The 19448-nt window shown below is 56.7% G+C and carries 15 protein-coding genes; 8 read left to right on the forward strand and 7 right to left on the reverse strand.

The window, feature by feature from the left end:
* Nucleotides 1–134: 134 nt before the first annotated feature.
* Nucleotides 135–476, forward strand: a complete 342-nt coding sequence (locus ACR3EJ_RS17555) for an ArsR/SmtB family transcription factor (protein ID WP_480423194.1) — start codon at nucleotides 135–137, stop codon at nucleotides 474–476.
* A gap of 188 nt (nucleotides 477–664) precedes the next feature.
* Nucleotides 665–802 (forward strand): entericidin A/B family lipoprotein, encoded by a 138-nt coding sequence (locus ACR3EJ_RS17560; RefSeq protein WP_010443271.1) that lies wholly within the window; start codon nucleotides 665–667, stop codon nucleotides 800–802.
* Between the two features lie 1417 nt (nucleotides 803–2219).
* On the opposite strand, the gene ACR3EJ_RS17565 is transcribed toward ACR3EJ_RS17560, so the two are convergent.
* On the reverse strand, nucleotides 2220–4502 hold the full coding sequence (locus ACR3EJ_RS17565; protein ID WP_170543242.1) for an adenosylcobalamin-dependent ribonucleoside-diphosphate reductase: 2283 nt from the start codon (nucleotides 4500–4502) through the stop codon (nucleotides 2220–2222).
* A 114-nt stretch (nucleotides 4503–4616) separates the two neighbouring features.
* Here ACR3EJ_RS17565 and ACR3EJ_RS17570 point away from each other — a divergent pair, with 114 nt between their 5' ends.
* Nucleotides 4617–5048, forward strand: coding sequence for a DUF1489 family protein (locus ACR3EJ_RS17570; RefSeq protein WP_170543240.1), 432 nt, complete (start codon nucleotides 4617–4619; stop codon nucleotides 5046–5048).
* Here the strand turns inward: ACR3EJ_RS17570 and hisG are convergent.
* The 3 genes from hisG to hisS are packed head-to-tail and all read right to left on the reverse strand — an operon-like array spanning nucleotide 5045 to nucleotide 8310.
* Entirely contained in the window at nucleotides 5045–5734 is a 690-nt protein-coding gene (gene hisG, locus ACR3EJ_RS17575) for an ATP phosphoribosyltransferase (protein ID WP_170543238.1), read from the reverse strand. The genes ACR3EJ_RS17570 and hisG overlap by 4 nt on opposite strands.
* On the reverse strand, nucleotides 5731–6819 hold the full coding sequence (locus ACR3EJ_RS17580) for an ATP phosphoribosyltransferase regulatory subunit (protein ID WP_170543235.1): 1089 nt from the start codon (nucleotides 6817–6819) through the stop codon (nucleotides 5731–5733). Before ACR3EJ_RS17580 ends, hisG begins: the two co-directional genes overlap by 4 nt.
* Before the next feature lie 3 nt (nucleotides 6820–6822).
* Nucleotides 6823–8310 carry a histidine--tRNA ligase gene (gene hisS, locus ACR3EJ_RS17585; RefSeq protein WP_170543233.1) on the reverse strand — a complete coding sequence of 496 codons (1488 nt, stop codon included), beginning with the start codon at nucleotides 8308–8310 and terminating at the stop codon, nucleotides 6823–6825.
* 125 nt (nucleotides 8311–8435) lie between these two features.
* Here hisS and ACR3EJ_RS17590 point away from each other — a divergent pair, with 125 nt between their 5' ends.
* Entirely contained in the window at nucleotides 8436–8630 is a 195-nt protein-coding gene (locus tag ACR3EJ_RS17590) for a SlyX family protein (protein ID WP_010443294.1), read from the forward strand.
* Between the two features lie 4 nt (nucleotides 8631–8634).
* On the opposite strand, the gene ACR3EJ_RS17595 is transcribed toward ACR3EJ_RS17590, so the two are convergent.
* The 3 genes from ACR3EJ_RS17595 to dnaE all read right to left on the reverse strand — a co-directional run bounded on the left by ACR3EJ_RS17595 (nucleotide 8635) and on the right by dnaE (nucleotide 12805).
* A complete protein-coding gene (locus ACR3EJ_RS17595) occupies nucleotides 8635–9006 on the reverse strand; it encodes a hypothetical protein (protein WP_170543231.1) in 372 nt (123 codons plus the stop codon).
* Between the two features lie 2 nt (nucleotides 9007–9008).
* Entirely contained in the window at nucleotides 9009–9218 is a 210-nt protein-coding gene (locus ACR3EJ_RS17600; RefSeq protein WP_170543230.1) for a YMGG-like glycine zipper-containing protein, read from the reverse strand.
* Between the two features lie 86 nt (nucleotides 9219–9304).
* The gene (gene dnaE, locus ACR3EJ_RS17605) at nucleotides 9305–12805 is read right to left on the reverse strand and encodes a DNA polymerase III subunit alpha (RefSeq protein ID WP_170543228.1); all 3501 of its coding nucleotides are present in this window, start codon (nucleotides 12803–12805) and stop codon (nucleotides 9305–9307) included.
* A 344-nt stretch (nucleotides 12806–13149) separates the two neighbouring features.
* Between dnaE and xdhA the strand changes: the two genes are divergently transcribed.
* The 4 genes from xdhA to ACR3EJ_RS17625 are packed head-to-tail and all read left to right on the forward strand — an operon-like array spanning nucleotide 13150 to nucleotide 19389.
* Nucleotides 13150–14511 (forward strand): xanthine dehydrogenase small subunit, encoded by a 1362-nt coding sequence (xdhA, locus tag ACR3EJ_RS17610; protein WP_170543226.1) that lies wholly within the window; start codon nucleotides 13150–13152, stop codon nucleotides 14509–14511.
* Nucleotides 14508–16910, forward strand: coding sequence for a xanthine dehydrogenase molybdopterin binding subunit (gene xdhB / locus ACR3EJ_RS17615; RefSeq protein ID WP_170543224.1), 2403 nt, complete (start codon nucleotides 14508–14510; stop codon nucleotides 16908–16910). The genes xdhA and xdhB overlap by 4 nt, the downstream gene beginning before the upstream one ends.
* The gene (xdhC, locus tag ACR3EJ_RS17620; protein WP_480423197.1) at nucleotides 16910–17875 is read left to right on the forward strand and encodes a xanthine dehydrogenase accessory protein XdhC; all 966 of its coding nucleotides are present in this window, start codon (nucleotides 16910–16912) and stop codon (nucleotides 17873–17875) included. The genes xdhB and xdhC overlap by 1 nt, the downstream gene beginning before the upstream one ends.
* The gene (locus tag ACR3EJ_RS17625; RefSeq protein ID WP_170476697.1) at nucleotides 17872–19389 is read left to right on the forward strand and encodes an ABC transporter ATP-binding protein; all 1518 of its coding nucleotides are present in this window, start codon (nucleotides 17872–17874) and stop codon (nucleotides 19387–19389) included. Before xdhC ends, ACR3EJ_RS17625 begins: the two co-directional genes overlap by 4 nt.
* Nucleotides 19390–19448: the final 59 nt, after the last annotated feature.

The raw sequence follows: 19448 nt of genomic DNA on the forward strand, positions 1-19448 counted from the left end.
TATACCATATAACATCACGTTATTTTGATCCGTGCATATAGTGATACATGCCGAGTAGTTGTACCAATTGCACTTTCAACCTAGTAACTTCAGACAATCTCGAACTTGGGCGAATATAATCGAGGAACACGATCATGGCTTTGCCGCAAATGACCGAAGATAAGTCACAGTCCGAACTTGAGCGGATGGTTGAAAACGCAACCCGTGCGTCGAATTTTCTCAAGGCGATCAGCCACGAAGGGCGTTTAATGATCCTGTGCCACCTTGTTTCCGGCGAGAAATCCGTGACCGAGTTAGAGCGGCTGCTGTCGGCCCGGCAGGCGGCCGTCTCACAGCAATTGTCACGCCTCAGATTGGAGGGGCTTGTCGTTCCCAGACGGGAGGGCAAGACAATCTACTACCGATTAGCGGACGAAAGGCCCGTGCGGATACTTGAGGTGGTGTACGAGCTGTTCTGTAGTCCGGAAGCAGGCTAATCCCTGTAAATCTGGCTAAAATCCAAGGTGTGACTGGAAACGGGCCCAAGGCCTTCTCCGTAGTCTTAAGGTCGTATTTACGCGCCGTTCGCTATACGAGCGATGTAAGCGAAGGAGCCTTTAAAATCTGTGGCTCTGATACATAAAAGCTGCTACCCAATTCGAAACAATCACTTATGGAGCAATCGATGATCCGAGCAATTCTAATTGGCCTGGCCCTATTCACACTTACCGCTTGCGAAACCGCAAAGGGTGCGGGCAAAGACATCGAAAATGCAGGCGATGCTATCCAGAACGCGGCTGAGGACGTTCAGGAAAACATCTGATTACGACGGGATGTTGCGGTTTAGCAACGCCTAATCCGCAATATGTAGTTGCCAGACCCAAACAACAGGCGTAGTGTCGTCCGCACAGGTGCATAGACGCGGCATTGCATTTCTGACACTTCTACGGGGTTCTTTTGCGCAAGCAAAAGAACCCCGTTCCGTTCCGGAGGTTTGTGCGTGGTAGCCTGTATGAACCTTAAGTTCTAAAAAAGGAAAAGGCGCCAGGTGCTCAGACGCGGTCTTTGCATGCATCCTTACGGACACTCCTGACGCCTTGCCGGTTCGAACCGCCCGAGGGGCGTCCCGATCCAGTTGCCTCTGCCCCCGAAGAGGCATTGGCGACTGCCACACGCGCTATGTCGCGTCGCAGCCCGCGCAGACCTTCTGAGAAGCCGACCACCTAATCCGAACCGAAGCCCAGTTTATCTGATCCACTACCGGTAAACCATTGCAACCAAGAACAAATCCTAAAACCTGCCTTTGTCGCCGTGGCCCCCTTGGCCTTTGCGTCCAGCCCCTGTTCCGAAGATCAGAAGCCGTATCCAGACTTTTGCATCAGGACCCTGTTCGGGCAAGAAAATAGCACTGCAGCATGAAAATTAGACGGGGATAAACTGTTGATATCCGGCGGGAGATAATTGTGGATAACCCGAGAATTTGCGTCATGACACAGGCTTGGACGCAGACAAATTAAAAAGCGTGCTACGAGCCAGATATCACCCAGTTTCTGCACTTGCGAAGGTTCTGAGCGTTGTTCTTAGGGTGCAGTACCAAAGGAATCGGTATTCTGAACCCCGATTTTTCGAATCGAAGAACCAATGATTCCCTAGCGCACGTGACAATTCCATTCACTTGCGATCCTCAGGACTAGTTGGCATGCCGGATTAACGTAACCCCATCTGATTGCGCGCAAACGCATTGGTAAAATCACCTCTTCCGAAATCGGCCAAGTGTTCATCATTTCTAATGCGCTTTAGGGCAGCGCCGTATTGCGCAAGTACTTTTTGTATTCTGTAAACTGATGCGCATGGCAACTGTTTCGCATTGGGATCCGAGACGAGTAGGAATTTGGTGATCTTCAAGGCTACTCCTTCATCTATCTAGCCAGACGAACCGACCAATACAAACGCAAAAGAAGACGACAGATGAGTAGCCGAAGATCTGCCCTAACAAGGGCAGATCAAAAAAACCGTATGAGAAAGATATGCTGCGAAGTCGTCAGAGTATTAACTAGCGCTTCTACGGAGCGCGTTAACAGCTTCGATCATTTGGCCCCGACAGGCAGAGCGTTCTAGTAGAAATATCAAGCGCTTTCTCGTCACTATGTATACGAGGGAATATTGATACTCGGGTGAAAAAAGTCGATTTGAGCCTCAATCGCTTGGCGGGTCACGTGGCTCAACCATGTACACTGAATCTAACCGCATTTCGAATGGCCGCAACTTCTGCAGGTCATGCAGCCTTCGATCATCACCATGTCGAATTGCCCACAGGACGGGCATGATTTGCCGCGTGGAGTGTCGATATTGACAACTTGCGCCTGGGGGTCCGACTTTAGGCCCATTCCTTCACCTTCGAGAAATCCGATTACAACCATATGCTGCTCGATCACGCCACCGATTGCAGCAAGAATTGAGGGGATGTACTTGCCCTTGACCCAAGCCCCGCCGCGTGGATCAAAGACGGCTTTCAGTTCCTCCACAACAAACGAAACATCTCCGCCCCGGCGGAACACAGCGGAAATCATCCGCGTCAGGGCCAGCGTCCAGGCATAGTGCTCCATGTTCTTCGAATTGATGAATACTTCGAACGGTCTACGACGACCACTGATGACAATGTCGTTGATCGTCAGATAGATCGCGTGTTCACTGTCGGGCCATTTCAGCTTGTATGTCGACCCTTCCAGAGATTGCGGACGATCCAGCGGCTCTGACATATAGACTACTTCGCCGCCATCAACCTCCTGCGGCGCAGCGGCACTTTCACCTGGTGCTGTATCTGTACTCTCTGAGACGGTCAGAACAGAACCCGTCACATCGTTGGGGCGATAGGTCGTACAGCCTTTGCAGCCTTGATCCCAAGCCTGCATGTAGACATCCTTGAAGGCGTCAAAGCTGATGTCCTCGGGACAGTTGATCGTCTTCGAAATCGAGCTGTCGATCCACTTCTGCGCCGCGGCCTGCATCTTGACGTGATCAGACGGCGACAGCGTTTGTGCGTTGACGAAAAAGTCTGGCAGCTCCGTATCCCCGAACTTATCGCGCCACATCTGGACGGCATAGTCGACTACTTCTTCTTCAGTGCGCGAACCGTCTTTCTGCAGCACCTTGCGTGTGTAAGCATAAGCAAAGACTGGCTCGATCCCTGATGAGACGTTCCCGGCATAAAGCGAGATCGTCCCCGTCGGCGCGATCGACGTCAGCAGAGCGTTGCGGATGCCGTGTTCGCGGATCGCATCGCGCACATCGTCATCCATCTGTTGCATCGTGCCACTGGCCAAATATTTCTCAGCATCGAACAAAGGAAACGCGCCTTTCTCCTTTGCCAAGTCCACCGACGCCAGATACGCAGCGCGGGCAATCGCGTGCAGCCAGCGCTCGGTTTGACGCGCCGCCTCGTCCGAGCCATAGCGCAGGCCCAACATCAGCAGTGCATCCGCCAGACCCGTCACGCCGAGCCCGATACGGCGTTTGTCTTGAGCTTCCGCCTCTTGTTCAACCAGCGGGAATTTCGACGCGTCGACCACGTTATCCATCATACGAACGGCGGTGGCGACCAGCTCTTGCAAAGCGTCCTCATCCAGATGCGCCGCATCCTCAAAGGGCTCGGCCACCAACCGTGCCAGATTGATCGAGCCCAACAGGCAAGCACCATAAGGTGGCAACGGCTGTTCGCCGCATGGATTGGTCGCAGCAATCGTCTCGACGTAGCTGAGGTTGTTGGCCGTGTTGATGCGGTCGATGAAGATCACACCTGGCTCGGCATAGTCATAGGTCGCCTGCATGATCTTGTTCCACAGATCACGGGCCTGAACGGTGTGATAGACTTTACCGTCAAACACCAGATCCCACGGGCCATCGGCTTTGACCGCTTCCATGAACGGATCCGTCACCAGAACCGACATGTTGAACATGCGTAGCCGTGCCGGGTCGGATTTGGCGGTGATGAACTGTTCGATATCCGGGTGGTCACAGCGCATGGTCGCCATCATCGCCCCACGGCGCGAGCCCGCGGACATGATGGTGCGACACATGGCATCCCAGACATCCATAAAGCTCAGCGGGCCAGATGCGTCTGCAGCAACCCCTTTGACGTCCGCGCCGCGTGGACGGATGGTCGAGAAATCGTAACCGATCCCCCCACCCTGCTGCATGGTCAGAGCGGCCTCCTTCAGCATATCGAAGATACCGCCCATGCTGTCGGGGATCGTGCCCATCACAAAGCAGTTGAACAGGGTCACCTGACGTGCGGTGCCCGCCCCAGCAGTGATGCGACCAGCAGGGAGGTATTTGAAATCCTCAAGCGCGGTGTAGAACTTTTCTTCCCAACGCGCCGGGTCCTGTTCCACCCGCGCCAGATCACGTGCAATTCGCCGCCAACTGTCCTCGACCGTCTGATCGATGGGTGTGCCATCCGCCTGTTTGAAGCGGTATTTCATGTCCCAGATCTGCTCGGCGATGGGGGCGGCAAAGCGGCTCATTGGTGATTCCCTGTGCTGAAAGAGGTATTCAGACTATCATCCACAATACCTTGATGACAATCGCGCATGAGCTACAATGGATAGATAGTCGATGAACGACTCTGTGGGAAAGCTGTGGATAAGTACGTAAACCTCATCAAACTTTCGGTCGGATCAGAAAGCGTCGACACGCTGATCGCATGGCAGGACAGCCGAAAACCTCTCTATGAGGACGGATGCCCGCGCCATGTCACACGCATGTGGCCCAAACGTGAATCCGAGATTTTGAATGGCGGATCAATCTATTGGGTGATCAAAGGAGTCGTCCAATGCCGTCAGCAGATTCTACGGCTAGACGAGGTGCGCGGTGAAGATGGAATCCGCCGATGTGCCATCGTTCTCGACCCCGAGGTGCATCGCACGCAAAACGCTCTGAAACGCCCGTTCCAAGGCTGGCGCTATCTGAAACCCGAGGATACTCCGGCCGACTTGCCCAGAGGACGCGAGCAAGACGATGCCCTACCGGACGACCTGAACCGTGCCCTGGCGGATATCGGCGTGCTTTAGCGCAACCGATCCAGCAGGTCGTTCAGAATCGTCTTCTCGGATGTGTTATAGGTTGCCACCCGGCTGCGCCACAAAGTCGCTTGCGACTGCAAGATCAACCCATCTGATAGGATTTTCAGGTGGTTGGCCCTCAGAGTCTCGCCAGTTGACGTAATATCAGCAATCGCCTCGGCGGTTTCGTTCACCACCGTGCCCTCAGTCGCGCCCTGACTATCGACCAGCGTGTAGTCGGCCACACCCGCGTCGGTCAGAAATTCGCGAACCAAACGGTGGTACTTGGTGGCGATACGCAGCCGGTGCCCGTGCACCTTGCGGAAACTCGCAGCTGCCGCGTCCAGATCGTCCAACGTATCCACATCGACCCAGCAGGCAGGTGTTGCGATGATCAAGTCAGCCTTGCCGAACCCAAGCGGGGCGACCTCTTCGACCTGCTGTTCCCACCGCGGCAGTTTCTCTTGCACCAGATCAATCCCGGTCACACCCAGATGAACGCGCCCAGCGGCAAGCTCGCGCGGTATCTCCCCGGCGGATAGCAGGATCAGCGAGACGCCATCAATCCCCTCAACTTTGCCTGCATATTCCCGGTCCGATCCGCTGCGCGAAAGGGTGATGCCGCGCTTTTCAAACCACGCAAAGGTCTTGTCCATCAATCGGCCCTTCGAGGGCACGCCCAGTTTCAGGCTCATTGCGCGGCCTCCTCGATTTCGAGCATCAGGTCCGGGCGGATCACGCCACCAATAGCCGGAATCTCGGCCCCACCTCCCAATTGCCGGGTCAGTGCATCATAGCGTCCACCGGTTGCGACCGGTGGCAGATCAGGGCGGCCTTCGGCGTAAAAACCGAATACAAAACCGTCGTAATACTCCATCGAGGTTCTGCCATAAGACGCCTCAAAATCCAGTGTATTCACGTCCACGCCCCGCGCCTGCAGGGCTGCGATACGCGCTTCCAAACGATCCAGCGCGGGCGTGATCTGCGGCAGGTCAACCGCCACGTCGCGCAATTGTTCCAGCGCAAAAGGCATGGTTTCGCGCACATTCAGCAGTGTCTCCAAACCGGCCAGTTCATTGTCCGAGATCGGCGGCGCGGCGCGGTCTTCGCGTAGGGCTTCAATCCGGTCGAGGATTTCGGGCGCGCGGCGTTTACCGATCATGGGCACGTCAATCGCCAATGGGTCAGCTGCGTCAAGCAGAGCATCGCGACCCTCAAGGCCCGCTTTACGCCCGGCGTATCGGTCCAGCAGAACGCGGAACCGGCGAGGCCGCCAGAGATGCCGCATCAGCGCGGCCTTGCGGCGGTCAGTTGTCTTCAGTCCCGCGACAGCGGCGATCAGAACGCCGATATCACCTGTCGCTGCCCGCAAGGGTAGCCCGCGTAGTTGCAGGGCAAACAGCGAAAAAACCTCCGCATCTGCCCCAGCTGGGTCTTCGCGATCAAAAACCTCGTAGCCGACCTGGATATACTCATTGGCCCGGTCCGGATCGTGTTCCTGACGGCGGAACACTTCGCCAGAATAGGTGTATCTTGCAGGTTCAGCCCCTTCGGACATGTGCATCTGCACCACTGGCAAGGTGAAGTCCGGGCGCAGCATCTGCTCACCCCGCAGCGCGTCCGAGGTCACATAGGCGCGCGCGCGGATATCTTCACCGTAGAGGTCCAGCAGCGTACCCGCAGGTTGCAACAAAGGTGTGTCCACCACATGCGCACCCGCGGCCTCGAACCGGACGCGCATCATTGCGGCGCGGGCCTGTATCTGAGAACGATTGGGCATGGGTCAGTCCTGACTGTCCAAAATTTCGCGCACCTTGGCGACCAGATCTCCGCGTAGCACTTCAAACTGGCTGGGTCGTTCTTTCCATTCCTCAAGCGTGGCGCTTTCGGCAATCTTGGCGCCAAGAATCAGGTCCTTAATTTGCACAATTCCCTTGTCTTTTTCGTCACCACCTTCGATCACAGCGATCGGAGAGTTCCGCTTGTCCGCGTATTTCAGTTGGTTGCCAAAGTTTTTGGGGTTGCCCAGATACACCTCGGCCCGGATACCTGCATTGCGCAGCTCGGTTACCATGGCCTGATAGTCGGCCATCCGATCCCGATCCATGACGGTGACGACCACCGGACCGGTGGCTTGCGCTGCGATCCGACCCTTTTCGCGGAGCGCGGCCAGTAAACGATCAACACCGATCGAAATACCCGTCGCAGGCACTTCCTGTCCGGTAAAACGCTTGACCAGATCGTCATAGCGACCACCGCCTGAGACCGACCCGAATTGCCGCTTGCGGCCTTTCTCGTCGAATATCTCGAAGGTCAGTTCGGCCTCATAAACCGGCCCAGTGTAGTAGCCGAGGCCACGGACAACCGAAGGATCAATCTCGATCCGGTCCGATCCATAACCACCCGCATCCAACAGGGCACCGATCTGCTCCAGCTCGGCAATGCCATCCGCGCCGATCTTGCTGTCGCCCACGGCGGCGCGCAGGTTGGCCAGCGTACCAGCGGTGTCGGTAGCTTTCGAGGTCAGGAACGCTATCACAGGTTCGGCCTGATCATCGCCGAGACCAACACCATCAATGAACGCCCCAGATGCATCCAGCCGGCCATTGGTCAGTAGCTCTCGCACACCGGCCTCCCCGACCTTATCGAACTTATCGATAGTGCGCAGAACATTATCGCGGGCGGCCAAGTCTTCGCCCAGCCCCATCGCCTCAAGCACACCATTCAGGACCTTGCGGTTATTGACGCGCACAAGATAGTCACCGCGCGGGATGCCAACGGTTTCCAGCGTGTCCGACAGCATCGCGCAAATCTCGGCATCCGCAGCCATCGAGGCCGTGCCCACCGTATCCGCATCACATTGATAAAACTGGCGATACCGCCCCGGCCCCGGCTTCTCGTTCCGCCAGACCGGACCCATCGCATAACGACGGTAGGGCGTCGGCAAATCGTTGCGGTGCTGCGCATAGACGCGGGCCAGAGGCGCAGTTAGGTCATAGCGCAGGGCCATCCAATCGCCATTGCCGCCCTCGTCGAATTCCTGCCATGCAAACACGCCTTCGTTTGGACGATCTACATCTGGAAGGAACTTGCCCAGCGCTTCGACGGTCTCAACCGCGCTGCTTTCCAAGGCATCGAACCCGTAACGATGATAGACGCCCGCAATCGTCCGCAGCATTTCGGTGCGCTGCGTGACTTCCTCGCCGAAATAGTCACGGAACCCTTTCGGCGTTACGGCCTTGGGGCGGGGCTGTTTCTTGGGCTTGGCCATGTGGGGCGTCCTTGGGATTTAGTGTTCCGCGCGCGGTCTATCCCATGGCCCGCATCGGAGCAAGGCGGGGTTTCACTGGTCATGGGCTGCCGGGGTCGCTAATAGACGAGTGTAAGGAGTGCCCCATGCAGCATCTGGAAGAGCAGATCGCCCATCTGACCCGCACGGTTGAAGAGCTGAACTCGGTCGTCACAAACCAACAGAGCGAGATCGACCGCCTGACCCGCCGCGTCGAGATGTTACTGCAGCGCGAGGCCGAACGGGCGCAGGAAGGCTCAGGCGGCGTTGTGTTCGGCGACGAACGTCCGCCGCATTATTGAGTGATCACAATCCCAGTGTCGATTTCACCGCATTGTCGACCACCCCGCCCAGAAGGGCGTTCTTGTCTGCGGCACAGCCCTCGGACAGAGCGGCAATGAAGGCTTCGCGCAGTTGGGTTTTTTCCTCGTCAGTGGCTGCATGATCCTCGATATTGATCTGGCGGTTGTAAAGCGACAGGGCAGTCATCTTTCCAACCACAGCCACGACAAATTCTTCGTCGCCATCAGCCTCTTCCGCGATCGATGCGCATGTATAGTGCATCACGGGCAAGGCATCCTGCACCAATTGCTCTGCAGAATCGTCAGCCACAGCAAATGTCGGAAGGACAAAAAGCGCGGCACAGGCGGTGGATTTGATGGAATTTTTCAGCATCATGATCACTTCCAATTATGTCCGATAATCGCCCCGGCGACACCGCCGACCGCGGCCCCCTTGCCGTCGCCAACCAGCGCACCAACACCTGCGCCAACCAAGGCACCGGTGAGAGTATTTTTCTTCTTATCATCTGCCTGAACCGCAGTAGCCAATGCCAGTGAACATGCCACCGCTAGTGTAAATATCTTGAAAACATTACCTGAACTTGCCATTTCGGACCCCTCCTGTGAAATGAGCCTTGAGGATATATGTCCAGCCTAGCGAGGACCATCGCGTGTGGCAACATCGCGGTGCGAGCTCAAACTTCCTCGATCTCCGAGATTCCCTCAAGCGATTTGAGGGCACCTTTGATCTGGGGATTGATCGCATAGTTTCGTCCCAGATCCAATTCGACCTCACCCGGCAAACCGGGATCAAGCAGGCAGACGTAAACTGGGCCTTTGGCAGCCCTTTTGGCGTTGCTATCTGCGTCTTCCAACACTTTCGCCATGCTTGGCAAAACCTTTGAATCTTCCACAAATACACGCAGGCCTGTGGCCCCAGCCTCGGCGACCACCACGTCGACCGGACCAACTGACCGACCCAACAGCTTGAGCTGATCCGCCTCCATCGTGGCTTCGGCGGTTAATACGACCTGCGCGCCGGTTTCCAGAAACTCTCGGGATTTCTCTAGTGTTTCTGAGAATAGCGTGACCTCGAATGCTCCGGTGGGGTCAGAGAGCTGAGCAAATGCGAACCGATTGCCACGCGCCGACTTTCGCTCTTGCCGTCCGGCGACGACACCGGCCATCTTTGCTATGAACGGACCAGAGCGCGCCTTTTCGGTCACCTGATCCATTGTCAGCACCTGCTTGCGCCTCAATGCAGGCATATAATCATCCAGCGGATGGCCGGACAGATAGAACCCGATGGCCTTGAATTCTTCGCTCAATCTCTCAGCGGGCAGCCAGTCTGGTGCGGGTGACAGCCGAGGTTCGGGCAGGTCATCTCCTGCCTCACCAAACAGCGACACCTGGTTTGAGATTTTCTGATCGTGGATGGCGGCTGAATATTGCACCAGCGAGTCCAGGCTTTCAAACACGCGACGGCGGTTCTTGTCGAGTTCATCGAACGCACCGGCACGCGCCAGCATCTCTAGCGGGCGCTTGCCGACTTTTTTCAGATCAACACGGCGAGCAAAATCGAAGAGGTTCACAAATGGCTTGTCCGCGCGCCCATCGACGACGAGGTTCATCGCCTCAACACCCACGTTTTTCAGCGCACCCAGCGCATAGACCAGATGCCCTTCAACCACGTCAAACGTCGCCTGAGATCGGTTCACGCAGGGCGGCACATAGGGCAGTTCCAGCCCCTTTCGGACCTCTTCAAAATAGACAGCCAGCTTGTCGGTCAGATGGATATCGCAGTTCATGACGCCTGCCATGAACTCGACCGGATGGTTGGCCTTCAGCCAACCGGTCTGGTAGCTGACGACCGCATAGGCGGCAGCGTGGGATTTGTTGAAACCGTAGTTGGCGAACTTTTCCAGCAGGTCGAAGACCTCGGAGGCCTTCTTGGCATCCACGCCATTCTCACCTGCGCCCTTTTCGAATTTGGGGCGTTCGGCATCCATCGCCTCTTTAATCTTCTTGCCCATAGCGCGGCGCAGCAGGTCGGCACCGCCTAGGCTGTACCCTGCCATGACCTGCGCGATCTGCATCACCTGTTCCTGATAGACGATGATGCCTTGGGTTTCCTCAAGGATATGGTCGATCAGAGGATGCACGGATTCGATCTTCCGCAGCCCGTTCTTGACCTCGCAATAGGTCGGGATGTTCTCCATCGGGCCGGGACGATAGAGCGCCACAAGGGCCACGATGTCCTCAATACAGGTGGGTTTCATGCGCTTGAGCGCATCCATCATGCCCGAGGATTCCACCTGGAACACCGCCACGGTCTTGGCCGCCGAGTAGAGTTTGTATGTCACCTCGTCATCCAGCGGGATGGCATTGATCTGGTTCTCGGCCCCTTCGGCGGGTTCATAGAGTTCCGTGCCATCGGCAGCGATGTGCAAATCACGCCCGGATTTGAATATCAGATCCATCGCATTTTGGATCACCGTCAGAGTCTTCAGGCCCAGAAAGTCGAATTTTACTAACCCGGCCTGTTCTACCCATTTCATGTTGAACTGGGTCGCGGGCATGTCCGAGCGCGGATCCTGATAGATCGGCACCAGTGCATCCAACGGACGGTCGCCAATCACCACACCAGCCGCGTGAGTTGAGGCGTTGCGCAGCAATCCTTCGACCTGCTGGCCGTAAGTTAAAAGGCGGTCGACAACTTCTTCGCTGCGTGCCTCTTCCCGTAGGCGCGGTTCATCCTTCAGTGCCTTTTCAATGGAAACGGGTTTAACGCCTTCGACCGGGATCATCTTGGAAAGTCGATCCACCTGCCCGTAGGGCATTTGCAGGACCCGCCCGATATCACGCACGGCAGCTTTCGACAGGAGTGCACCGAAGGTGATAATCTGACCTACCTTGTCACGGCCGTATTTCTGCTGCACATAGCGGATCACCTCTTCGCGGCGGTCCATGCAGAAATCGATATCAAAGTCTGGCATCGAGACCCGCTCGGGGTTCAGGAACCGTTCGAACAGCAGCGAATAACGTAGTGGGTCAAGGTCGGTGATCGTTAGCGCATAGGCCACCAGCGAGCCCGCACCCGAGCCACGTCCCGGGCCAACCGGGATGTCTTCATCCTTTGCCCATTGGATAAAGTCGGCAACGATCAGGAAATAACCCGGAAAGCCCATTCCTTCGATGATGTCGAGTTCGAAATCCAGACGCTCTTGATATTCTTCCGGTGTCACCGCATGCGGGATCACCGCCAGACGCTTCTGCAAGCCCTCATTCGCAATGCGGCGCAATTCTGCCACTTCGTCATCAGCAAATTTTGGCAGGATCGGATCGCGGCGATAGGCCATAAACGCGCAGCGCTTGGCGATCTCAATCGTGTTTTCAATCGCCTCGGGCAGATCGGCAAACAAGGTCACCATCTCTTGCTGCGACTTGAAATAGTGCTGTGCGGTCAGGCGGCGGCGGCCTTCCTGCTGGTCAACATAGGCACCTTCGGCGATGCAGATCAGCGCGTCATGCGCCTCGTACATGTCCGTGGTCGAGAAATAGACATCGTTTGTGGCGACCAGCGGCAGGTTCTTGGCATAAGCCATCTCGACATGGCCGCGCTCGGTCAGGCGTTCGGCCTCGGGCTGACCATCTTCACCTGGGTGTCGCTGAAGTTCGACATAAAGCCTGTCTGGGAACATCGCGGCCAGTCGATCCATCAGAGCCTCGGCCGCTGGGCGCTGGCCTTGTTGCAACAACATCCCAACCGGCCCATCCGGCCCACCCGTCAAGCAGATCAAGCCGTCCGAGTGCTTTGACAATTCGTCTAATGTAACCTGCGGCAACTGCCCGCCCTTGTCCACGTAAAGGCACGAGCTGAGCTTCATCAGGTTTTCATAACCGACCTCGGATTGTGCCAGAAGAACCAAGGGCGCAGGCGCCTTCGGCTTCTCACCCGGCTGTGCTTGTACGTAGGTCAGATCAACTTGACAGCCCATAATCGGCTGAATGCCCGCCCCGCTGGCGGTCACGGCGAACTCCAGCGCCGAGAACATGGAATTGGTGTCGGTCACCGCAACGGCGGGCATTTCCATCTTCTCGCAAAGACCCGGCAGCTTTTTTAGCCGCACGGCACCTTCCAGCAGAGAATATTCGGTGTGAACGCGGAGGTGAATGAATCGGGGATGGCTACTCATTCCTGCAAGCTATCCCAGCAAACAGGGATGCAAAAGCAGGAACCCACCCCATGGATTCGGCAAAATAATCGCGCGGATTATTCGGATATTTCTGAAGGTGCTTCTGAACTCCCGCGAGCCCGATCCAAGAAAATACTTTAATTTCAGAGCACTGAACGATAGATAGATGCGGCAATTGACCACAATTCGCGCCATATGATGTATCACAGAGACAGTTTTTCTTGCCAGATCGCACAGCCTGTTTCTAACATCAGATGGCAAGCTACACGCCCGCCACTCTTTCTACGTCGCATCGAAGGAGAGCATCCAAAGGGCGCAACTAGGTAACGCGACGGGTTTCACTCATGAATATCACGTTTCTTCTGAACGGAGAGACAGTGGAGCTGGAGGATATCGATCCGACGGCGACCTTGCTGGATTGGTTGCGCGAGGATCGCGGCCTTACTGGCACCAAAGAGGGCTGCAACGAAGGTGATTGCGGAGCCTGCACTGTCATGGTGACCGATGAGGACGGTGCCAAGGCGGTAAATTCCTGCATCATGTTCCTGCCGCAACTTCACGGTAAAGCGGTGCGCACTGTCGAAGGCGCGAGCGGCCCAGACGGAGACGCTCACCCGGTTCAGAAGACAATGGTGGATCTGCATGGCTCGCAATGCGGGTTCTGTACGCCTGGTTTTGTGATGTCGATGGTGGCAAGTCACACCAATGGCGCGACGGATCACGACAATCAACTGGCCGGAAACCTGTGTCGCTGCACGGGCTATGCACCAATCATCCGGGCGGCTGAGGCCGCCGAAGCACATCCAGTTCCCGTGTGGGTCAAAGATAAGCCGGTGTCTATCCAGTCGACCCCTGCCAGGTTGCCTGGTTCGTCGGATGAACTCGCCAAGATTTACTCTGAAAATCCAAATGCTACTTTAGTTGCCGGGGCAACGGATGTCGGACTTTGGGTCACGAAGCAGCTGCGCGACCTTGATCCCGTAATCTTTCTTAATCGTTGTGAAGATCTGAAAAAGATCACGATCACCGATGAAGAAATCCGCTTTGGCGCAATGGTCGACATGAACCGCATGGGCGATGCGCTTGCCGATCTGCATCCGTCTTATGCAGAAATGGTTCGGCGCTATGCCAGCGTTCAGGTCCGAAACGCGGCAACAGTTGGTGGCAACATCGCCAATGGCTCGCCCATCGGAGATAACCCTCCTGCCCTTATTGCTTTGGGAGCAACACTGCACCTGCGCAAGGGTGACGCCCGCCGGTCAATCCTTTTGGAAGAGTTCTTCATTGACTACGGCAAACAAGATCGCGCGCCGGGCGAGTTTGTCGAGGCCGTCAGCTTCCCGCGTCAGGCTGATCGGTTGAAGTGCTACAAACTCAGCAAACGGTTCGATCAGGATATCTCGGCCGTTTGTGGGTGTTTCAACATCACCGTAACCAACGGCACAGTCGAACAGGTTCGCGTTGCTTTTGGCGGCATGGCTGGAACTCCAAAACGTGCAACGGCAGTCGAGGCTGCGCTAACCGGCCAGCCATGGACGCGCGAAACAATTAACGCCGCATTGCCTGCTTTTGCGGAAGATTACGCGCCGATGACCGATATGCGGGCCTCGGCCACGTATCGTCTGGAAACAGCCAAGGCGATGCTTGTCAGATACTACAACGAGGATCAGGGCAAACTGTCCAATGTACTGGAGGTGTCGGCATGAGTGTCGCCAAATCCCTTCCGCACGACACCGGACCACTGCATGTGGCCGGCACAGCGCGCTATGTCGACGACATCCCGACACCAAAGGGATCGTTGCATCTTGCGTTTGGACTAAGCCCGATCGCCAAAGGTAAAATCAGCGCCATGGATCTGTCTGCCGTAAAGGCTGCTGACGGTGTGGAGACGGTGATCACCGCTGATGACCTGCCCTTTGCGAACGACGTATCCCCATCAATCCATGATGAGCCGCTTTTGTCGGATGGAACGGTGCACTATATCGGTCAACCGGTATTTCTGGTCGTCGCCACCAGCCATCTGGCTGCCAGAAAAGCGGCCCGGCTGGGCAAGATCGACTATGCCGAGGAAGCACCGATTCTGACAGTCGAGGAGGCCCTGGCCGCTGACAGCCGATTCGAGGACGGCCCGCGTATCTACGCCAAGGGCGATGCAGAGGCCGCCATCGCAGGTGCGGCTCATATCGTCGAAGATACGTTTGCGATCGGTGGGCAGGAACATTTCTATCTGGAAAGTCAGGCAGCCCTGGCAGTGCCGAATGAAGGCGCGGATATGCTAGTGCATAGTTCGACTCAGCACCCGTCCGAGATACAGCACAAGGTAGCCGATGCACTGGGTGTTCCCATGCACGCAGTCCGGGTTGAAACACGGCGGATGGGCGGAGGTTTTGGCGGCAAGGAAAGCCAGGGCAACGCTTTGGCCGTCGCCTGCGCCATCGCCGCACGTGCGACTGGCAAGGCCTGCAAGATGCGCTACGACCGTGATGACGATATGACGATCACAGGCAAGCGCCATGGCTTCCGGATTTCGTATAAAGCCGGGTTCGATGAAAACGGACATATTCAGGGCGTCTCGTTTGTTCACTATGCCCTGTGCGGTTGGGCGCAGGATCTGTCTCTTCCGGTAGCAGATCGCGCCATGCTGCATGCGGACAATTCCTATTTGCTGCCAAATGCCCGGATCGAAAGCCATCGGCTGAAGACCAACATCCAGTCTGCCACTGCCTATCGTGGGTTTGGCGGTCCGCAAGGGATCGTTGGGATTGAACGGGTAATGGACCACGCGGCGCATGTTATGGGGCTGGACCCGATCGAGCTGCGCCGCCGGAACTACTATGAACCGGCGCATGAGGTGGCCGATCCCCCGGTTGCTCAGAAACCTCTGGGCCATCCTGACCCGCATGAGGACCTCACCAGCCGAGGCGCGGTTGAGATGGGCGATGCACCGGTTCGCCCGGTGCCCGCAGGCGGCAACACCACGCCTTATGGGATGGAAGTCAGCGATTGCGAACTGCATGGCATGACAACAGCTTTGCTGAAGTCTAGCGACTATGCAGCCCGCAAGCAGGCGGTTGACGCATGGAATGCCGAGAATAGCGTGATCAAGAAGGGAATCGGTTTTTCCCCGGTGAAATTTGGCATTTCCTTTACACTGACCCACCTGAACCAAGCCGGTGCGCTGGTGCATGTATATCAGGACGGCTCGGTCCACCTGAACCACGGTGGCACCGAGATGGGCCAGGGGTTGTTCCAGAAGGTCGCTCAGGTTGCAGCGTCGCGTTTTGGCATACCACTTGAGCTGGTGAAAATTACCGCCACCGATACGGCCAAGGTACCGAATACATCCGCCACCGCGGCCTCGTCAGGAAGTGACCTGAACGGCATGGCGGTCAAAGCAGCCTGCGACACCATCCGTGACCGGATGGCGGATTATCTGGCGGAACGACATCAGGCCGACCCCACGACCGTGACATTTGCGGACGGGCAAGTTTCAGTAGGCGAAGAAAGCTATAGCTTCGCTGAAGCCGCAGCGTTGGCCTATCAGGGGCGCATCAGCCTTTCCGCAACCGGATTCTATAAAACTCCAAAGGTCGAATGGGACCGGATCAAAGGCCATGGGCGCCCCTTCTTTTACTTTGCCTATGGCGCAGCCATCACTGAGGTGGCTGTCGATACACTGACCGGTGAAAACCGTATCTTGCGCACCGATATCCTGCATGATGCGGGCGCGTCCCTGAACCCGGCGTTGGATATCGGGCAGGTCGAGGGTGCTTATGTTCAGGGCGCTGGCTGGCTGACGACAGAAGAACTGGTCTGGGACGGCAAAGGCAGTCTACGCACGCACGCACCATCCACCTACAAGATACCGGCCTGTTCTGACCGACCCGATATTTTCAATGTCGCGCTTTGGGATGGAGAGAATCGTGAGGACACGATCTATCGTTCAAAAGCGGTTGGCGAGCCACCCTTCAATCTTGGCATATCAGCTTGGTTGGCCCTATCGAACGCGGTGGCCGCATGTGGAACCAGCTATCCCGCGCTGAATGCGCCTGCCACCGCAGAAGAAGTCTGGCGTGGAATTCAAAGGGTAAAGGGAGATACCTGATGGGATTTGACAGGGAGGCTTTGAGGGAGGCGGTCAAAACCCACGGCAAGGTGGTTCGGGTCGTCATTGCCGGGATCAAGGGATCATCACCGCGCGAAGTTGGCGCTTCGATGCTGGTATGGAAAGACGGGCAAAGCGGCACCATCGGCGGTGGCACGCTGGAATTTCAAGCCGCTGAAGCTGCGCGTCACCAAACCAAGCCGTCACGGCTGAGCCAGCATGCACTTGGTCCTGATTTGGGCCAATGCTGCGGCGGAGCGGTTTCGCTACTTTCGGAGATGTATGACAACGCTTCTTTAACGCATATTGAAGGTACGGTCGTCTCACGACCTGTGACCCAGGAATGCGAAAAAGAGGACCCGCTGGATACTCAGGTTCAGCCTATGGCGGTTAAACGCGTATTAGCGCGGTCTCGCGCTCAAGGCGTCGCACCCGAGCCACAGCTGATCGAGGGATGGATGATCGAGCCCATCCACGAACCCACCCGCAACCTCTGGATTTGGGGTGCAGGGCATGTTGGCCGTGCGTTGGTGGATGTTCTTTCCCCCCTGCCCGATCTTGCAATCACATGGGTTGATACCGGTCCCGAGCGTTTTCCCAGCAGCATTCCGTCGGGAGTGACTGCCGTGCCGGCGGCCAAGCCTGCAGAACTGGTGCGACATGCACCGCCTGAGGCCGAGCATTTGGTGCTTACTTATTCACACAATCTGGATCTGGAACTGTGCAACAGGTTGCTTTTGCACGATTTCCGTTTTGTCGGGCTGATTGGTTCAGCTACTAAATGGGCGCGATTCCGGTCGCGACTGGCGGCGCTTGGACATCCGCCCGCACGTATAGGCCGGATTACCTGCCCGATTGGCGACCCCAATCTGGGCAAACACCCGCAGATGATCGCCGTTGGGGTCGCAGCGCAACTTCTGCGCCCGGCCCGGCAGAATGAACTGAAGAAGGACCTGAGCGCGTGACCACTCCACTTCTAAGTCTTCAAGGGCTGACCAAAGCCTATCCCGGCGTCGTGGCCAATGATCAGGTGTCTTTCGACATCGGAGAGGGCGAGGTTCACGCCTTGCTGGGCGAGAACGGCGCGGGCAAATCAACGCTGGTCAAGATGATCTATGGCCTGGTGAAGCCCGACAGCGGTTCGATGCTACTGCGTGGCCAGTCTTTTGCACCGCCTGAACCTCGGGCAGCGCGCTCTGATGGGATAGCGATGGTGTTCCAGCACTTTTCATTATTCGATGCCCTGAACGTCGCTGAAAACATCGCGCTTGGTATGGAAAACCCTCCTGCCATGGGTGATCTAGCGTCCCGCATCCGCGAGGTGTCGGAAACTTATGGCCTGCCGCTGGATCCGTATCGCACAGTGGGCGACCTGTCTGCGGGAGAGCGTCAGCGGGTCGAGATCATCCGTTGCCTGCTGCAAGACCCCAAGCTGTTGATCATGGATGAACCAACATCGGTTCTGACCCCTCAGGAAGTCGATATCCTTTTTGAAACGCTGAACAAATTGCGCTCCGAAGGCACCTCGATCCTGTATATCTCACACAAGCTTGAAGAAATCAGAACGCTGTGTGACCACGCCACGATCCTACGTCTGGGCAAGAATGTAGGCGAGTGTGTGCCCGCCGAAACCTCCGCCCGTGACATGGCCGAAATGATGGTCGGCTCGACGTTGCAAACGCCAGAACGATCCGGTCGGGAGTTTGGCGAAGTCGCGCTGGATGTAAGTGGCCTATCGGTGCCATCGCCTTCGGAATTTGGCACAGCGTTGCGCAATGTTCACATGACCGTCCGCAAGGGCGAAGTTCTGGGCATCGGTGGCGTTGCCGGAAACGGTCAGGACGAATTGCTGGGTGTGCTGTCAGGAGAGATTCCAACTGCTGCGGATGCGATCAAGTTCAATGGTCAAGCGATTGGCAAGCTCGGTCCGACGGCCCGGCGGAAACTTGGTGTGCTGACCGCCCCCGAAGAACGGCTGGGCCACGCAGCTGCCCCTGATATGAGTCTGACTGAAAATGCCCTGCTCACCGGATCGATCCGCGAAGGGTTGGAAAGCAACGGCTTTCTAAAGTGGAACGAAACCAAAGAGTTCGCCGAGAAAATCATCAGCGCTTTCGACGTTCGGACACCCGGACCTGAGAATGCAGCACGCTCGCTTTCGGGTGGGAACCTGCAGAAATTTGTGATCGGGCGCGAGGTGTTACAGAATCCCGATGTGTTGGTGGTGAACCAGCCAACCTGGGGCGTGGACGCTGCTGCTGCTGCCTCGATCAGACAGGCGATCCTGGATCTTGCGGCCAAGGGAACGGCAGTGATCTGTATTTCCCAAGACCTTGATGAGCTCATGGAAATCTCGGACAGCTTTGCCGCGTTAAACGAAGGGCGTCTGAGTGCGCCGCGTGAGACCACCGGCCTGACGGTTGATGAGATTGGCCTGATGATGGGCGGAGCACATGGCATGGAGGTGGCGCATGTCTGACGTGTTGAACTGCCTTCTACGAGAATATTTTCAAAAAGATGAAGAAAGCGGGGGGATAA

It is taken from the genome of Ruegeria sp. AB11, from assembly GCF_056536325.1.

What these genes read in the sequence shown, in the direction of transcription:
- ACR3EJ_RS17595 (WP_170543231.1), bottom strand. Translation starts at nt 9,006, where the DNA reads ATGATGCTGAAAAATTCCATCAAATCCACCGCCTGTGCCGCGCTTTTT.
- xdhB (WP_170543224.1), top strand. Translation starts at nt 14,508, where the DNA reads ATGAGTGTCGCCAAATCCCTTCCGCACGACACCGGACCACTGCATGTG.
- ACR3EJ_RS17600 (WP_170543230.1), bottom strand. Translation starts at nt 9,218, where the DNA reads ATGGCAAGTTCAGGTAATGTTTTCAAGATATTTACACTAGCGGTGGCA.
- ACR3EJ_RS17555 (WP_480423194.1), top strand. Translation starts at nt 135, where the DNA reads ATGGCTTTGCCGCAAATGACCGAAGATAAGTCACAGTCCGAACTTGAG.
- ACR3EJ_RS17560 (WP_010443271.1), top strand. Translation starts at nt 665, where the DNA reads ATGATCCGAGCAATTCTAATTGGCCTGGCCCTATTCACACTTACCGCT.
- ACR3EJ_RS17580 (WP_170543235.1), bottom strand. Translation starts at nt 6,819, where the DNA reads ATGCCCAATCGTTCTCAGATACAGGCCCGCGCCGCAATGATGCGCGTC.
- xdhA (WP_170543226.1), top strand. Translation starts at nt 13,150, where the DNA reads ATGAATATCACGTTTCTTCTGAACGGAGAGACAGTGGAGCTGGAGGAT.
- xdhC (WP_480423197.1), top strand. Translation starts at nt 16,910, where the DNA reads ATGGGATTTGACAGGGAGGCTTTGAGGGAGGCGGTCAAAACCCACGGC.
- dnaE (WP_170543228.1), bottom strand. Translation starts at nt 12,805, where the DNA reads ATGAGTAGCCATCCCCGATTCATTCACCTCCGCGTTCACACCGAATAT.
- hisS (WP_170543233.1), bottom strand. Translation starts at nt 8,310, where the DNA reads ATGGCCAAGCCCAAGAAACAGCCCCGCCCCAAGGCCGTAACGCCGAAA.
- ACR3EJ_RS17565 (WP_170543242.1), bottom strand. Translation starts at nt 4,502, where the DNA reads ATGAGCCGCTTTGCCGCCCCCATCGCCGAGCAGATCTGGGACATGAAA.
- ACR3EJ_RS17590 (WP_010443294.1), top strand. Translation starts at nt 8,436, where the DNA reads ATGCAGCATCTGGAAGAGCAGATCGCCCATCTGACCCGCACGGTTGAA.
- hisG (WP_170543238.1), bottom strand. Translation starts at nt 5,734, where the DNA reads ATGAGCCTGAAACTGGGCGTGCCCTCGAAGGGCCGATTGATGGACAAG.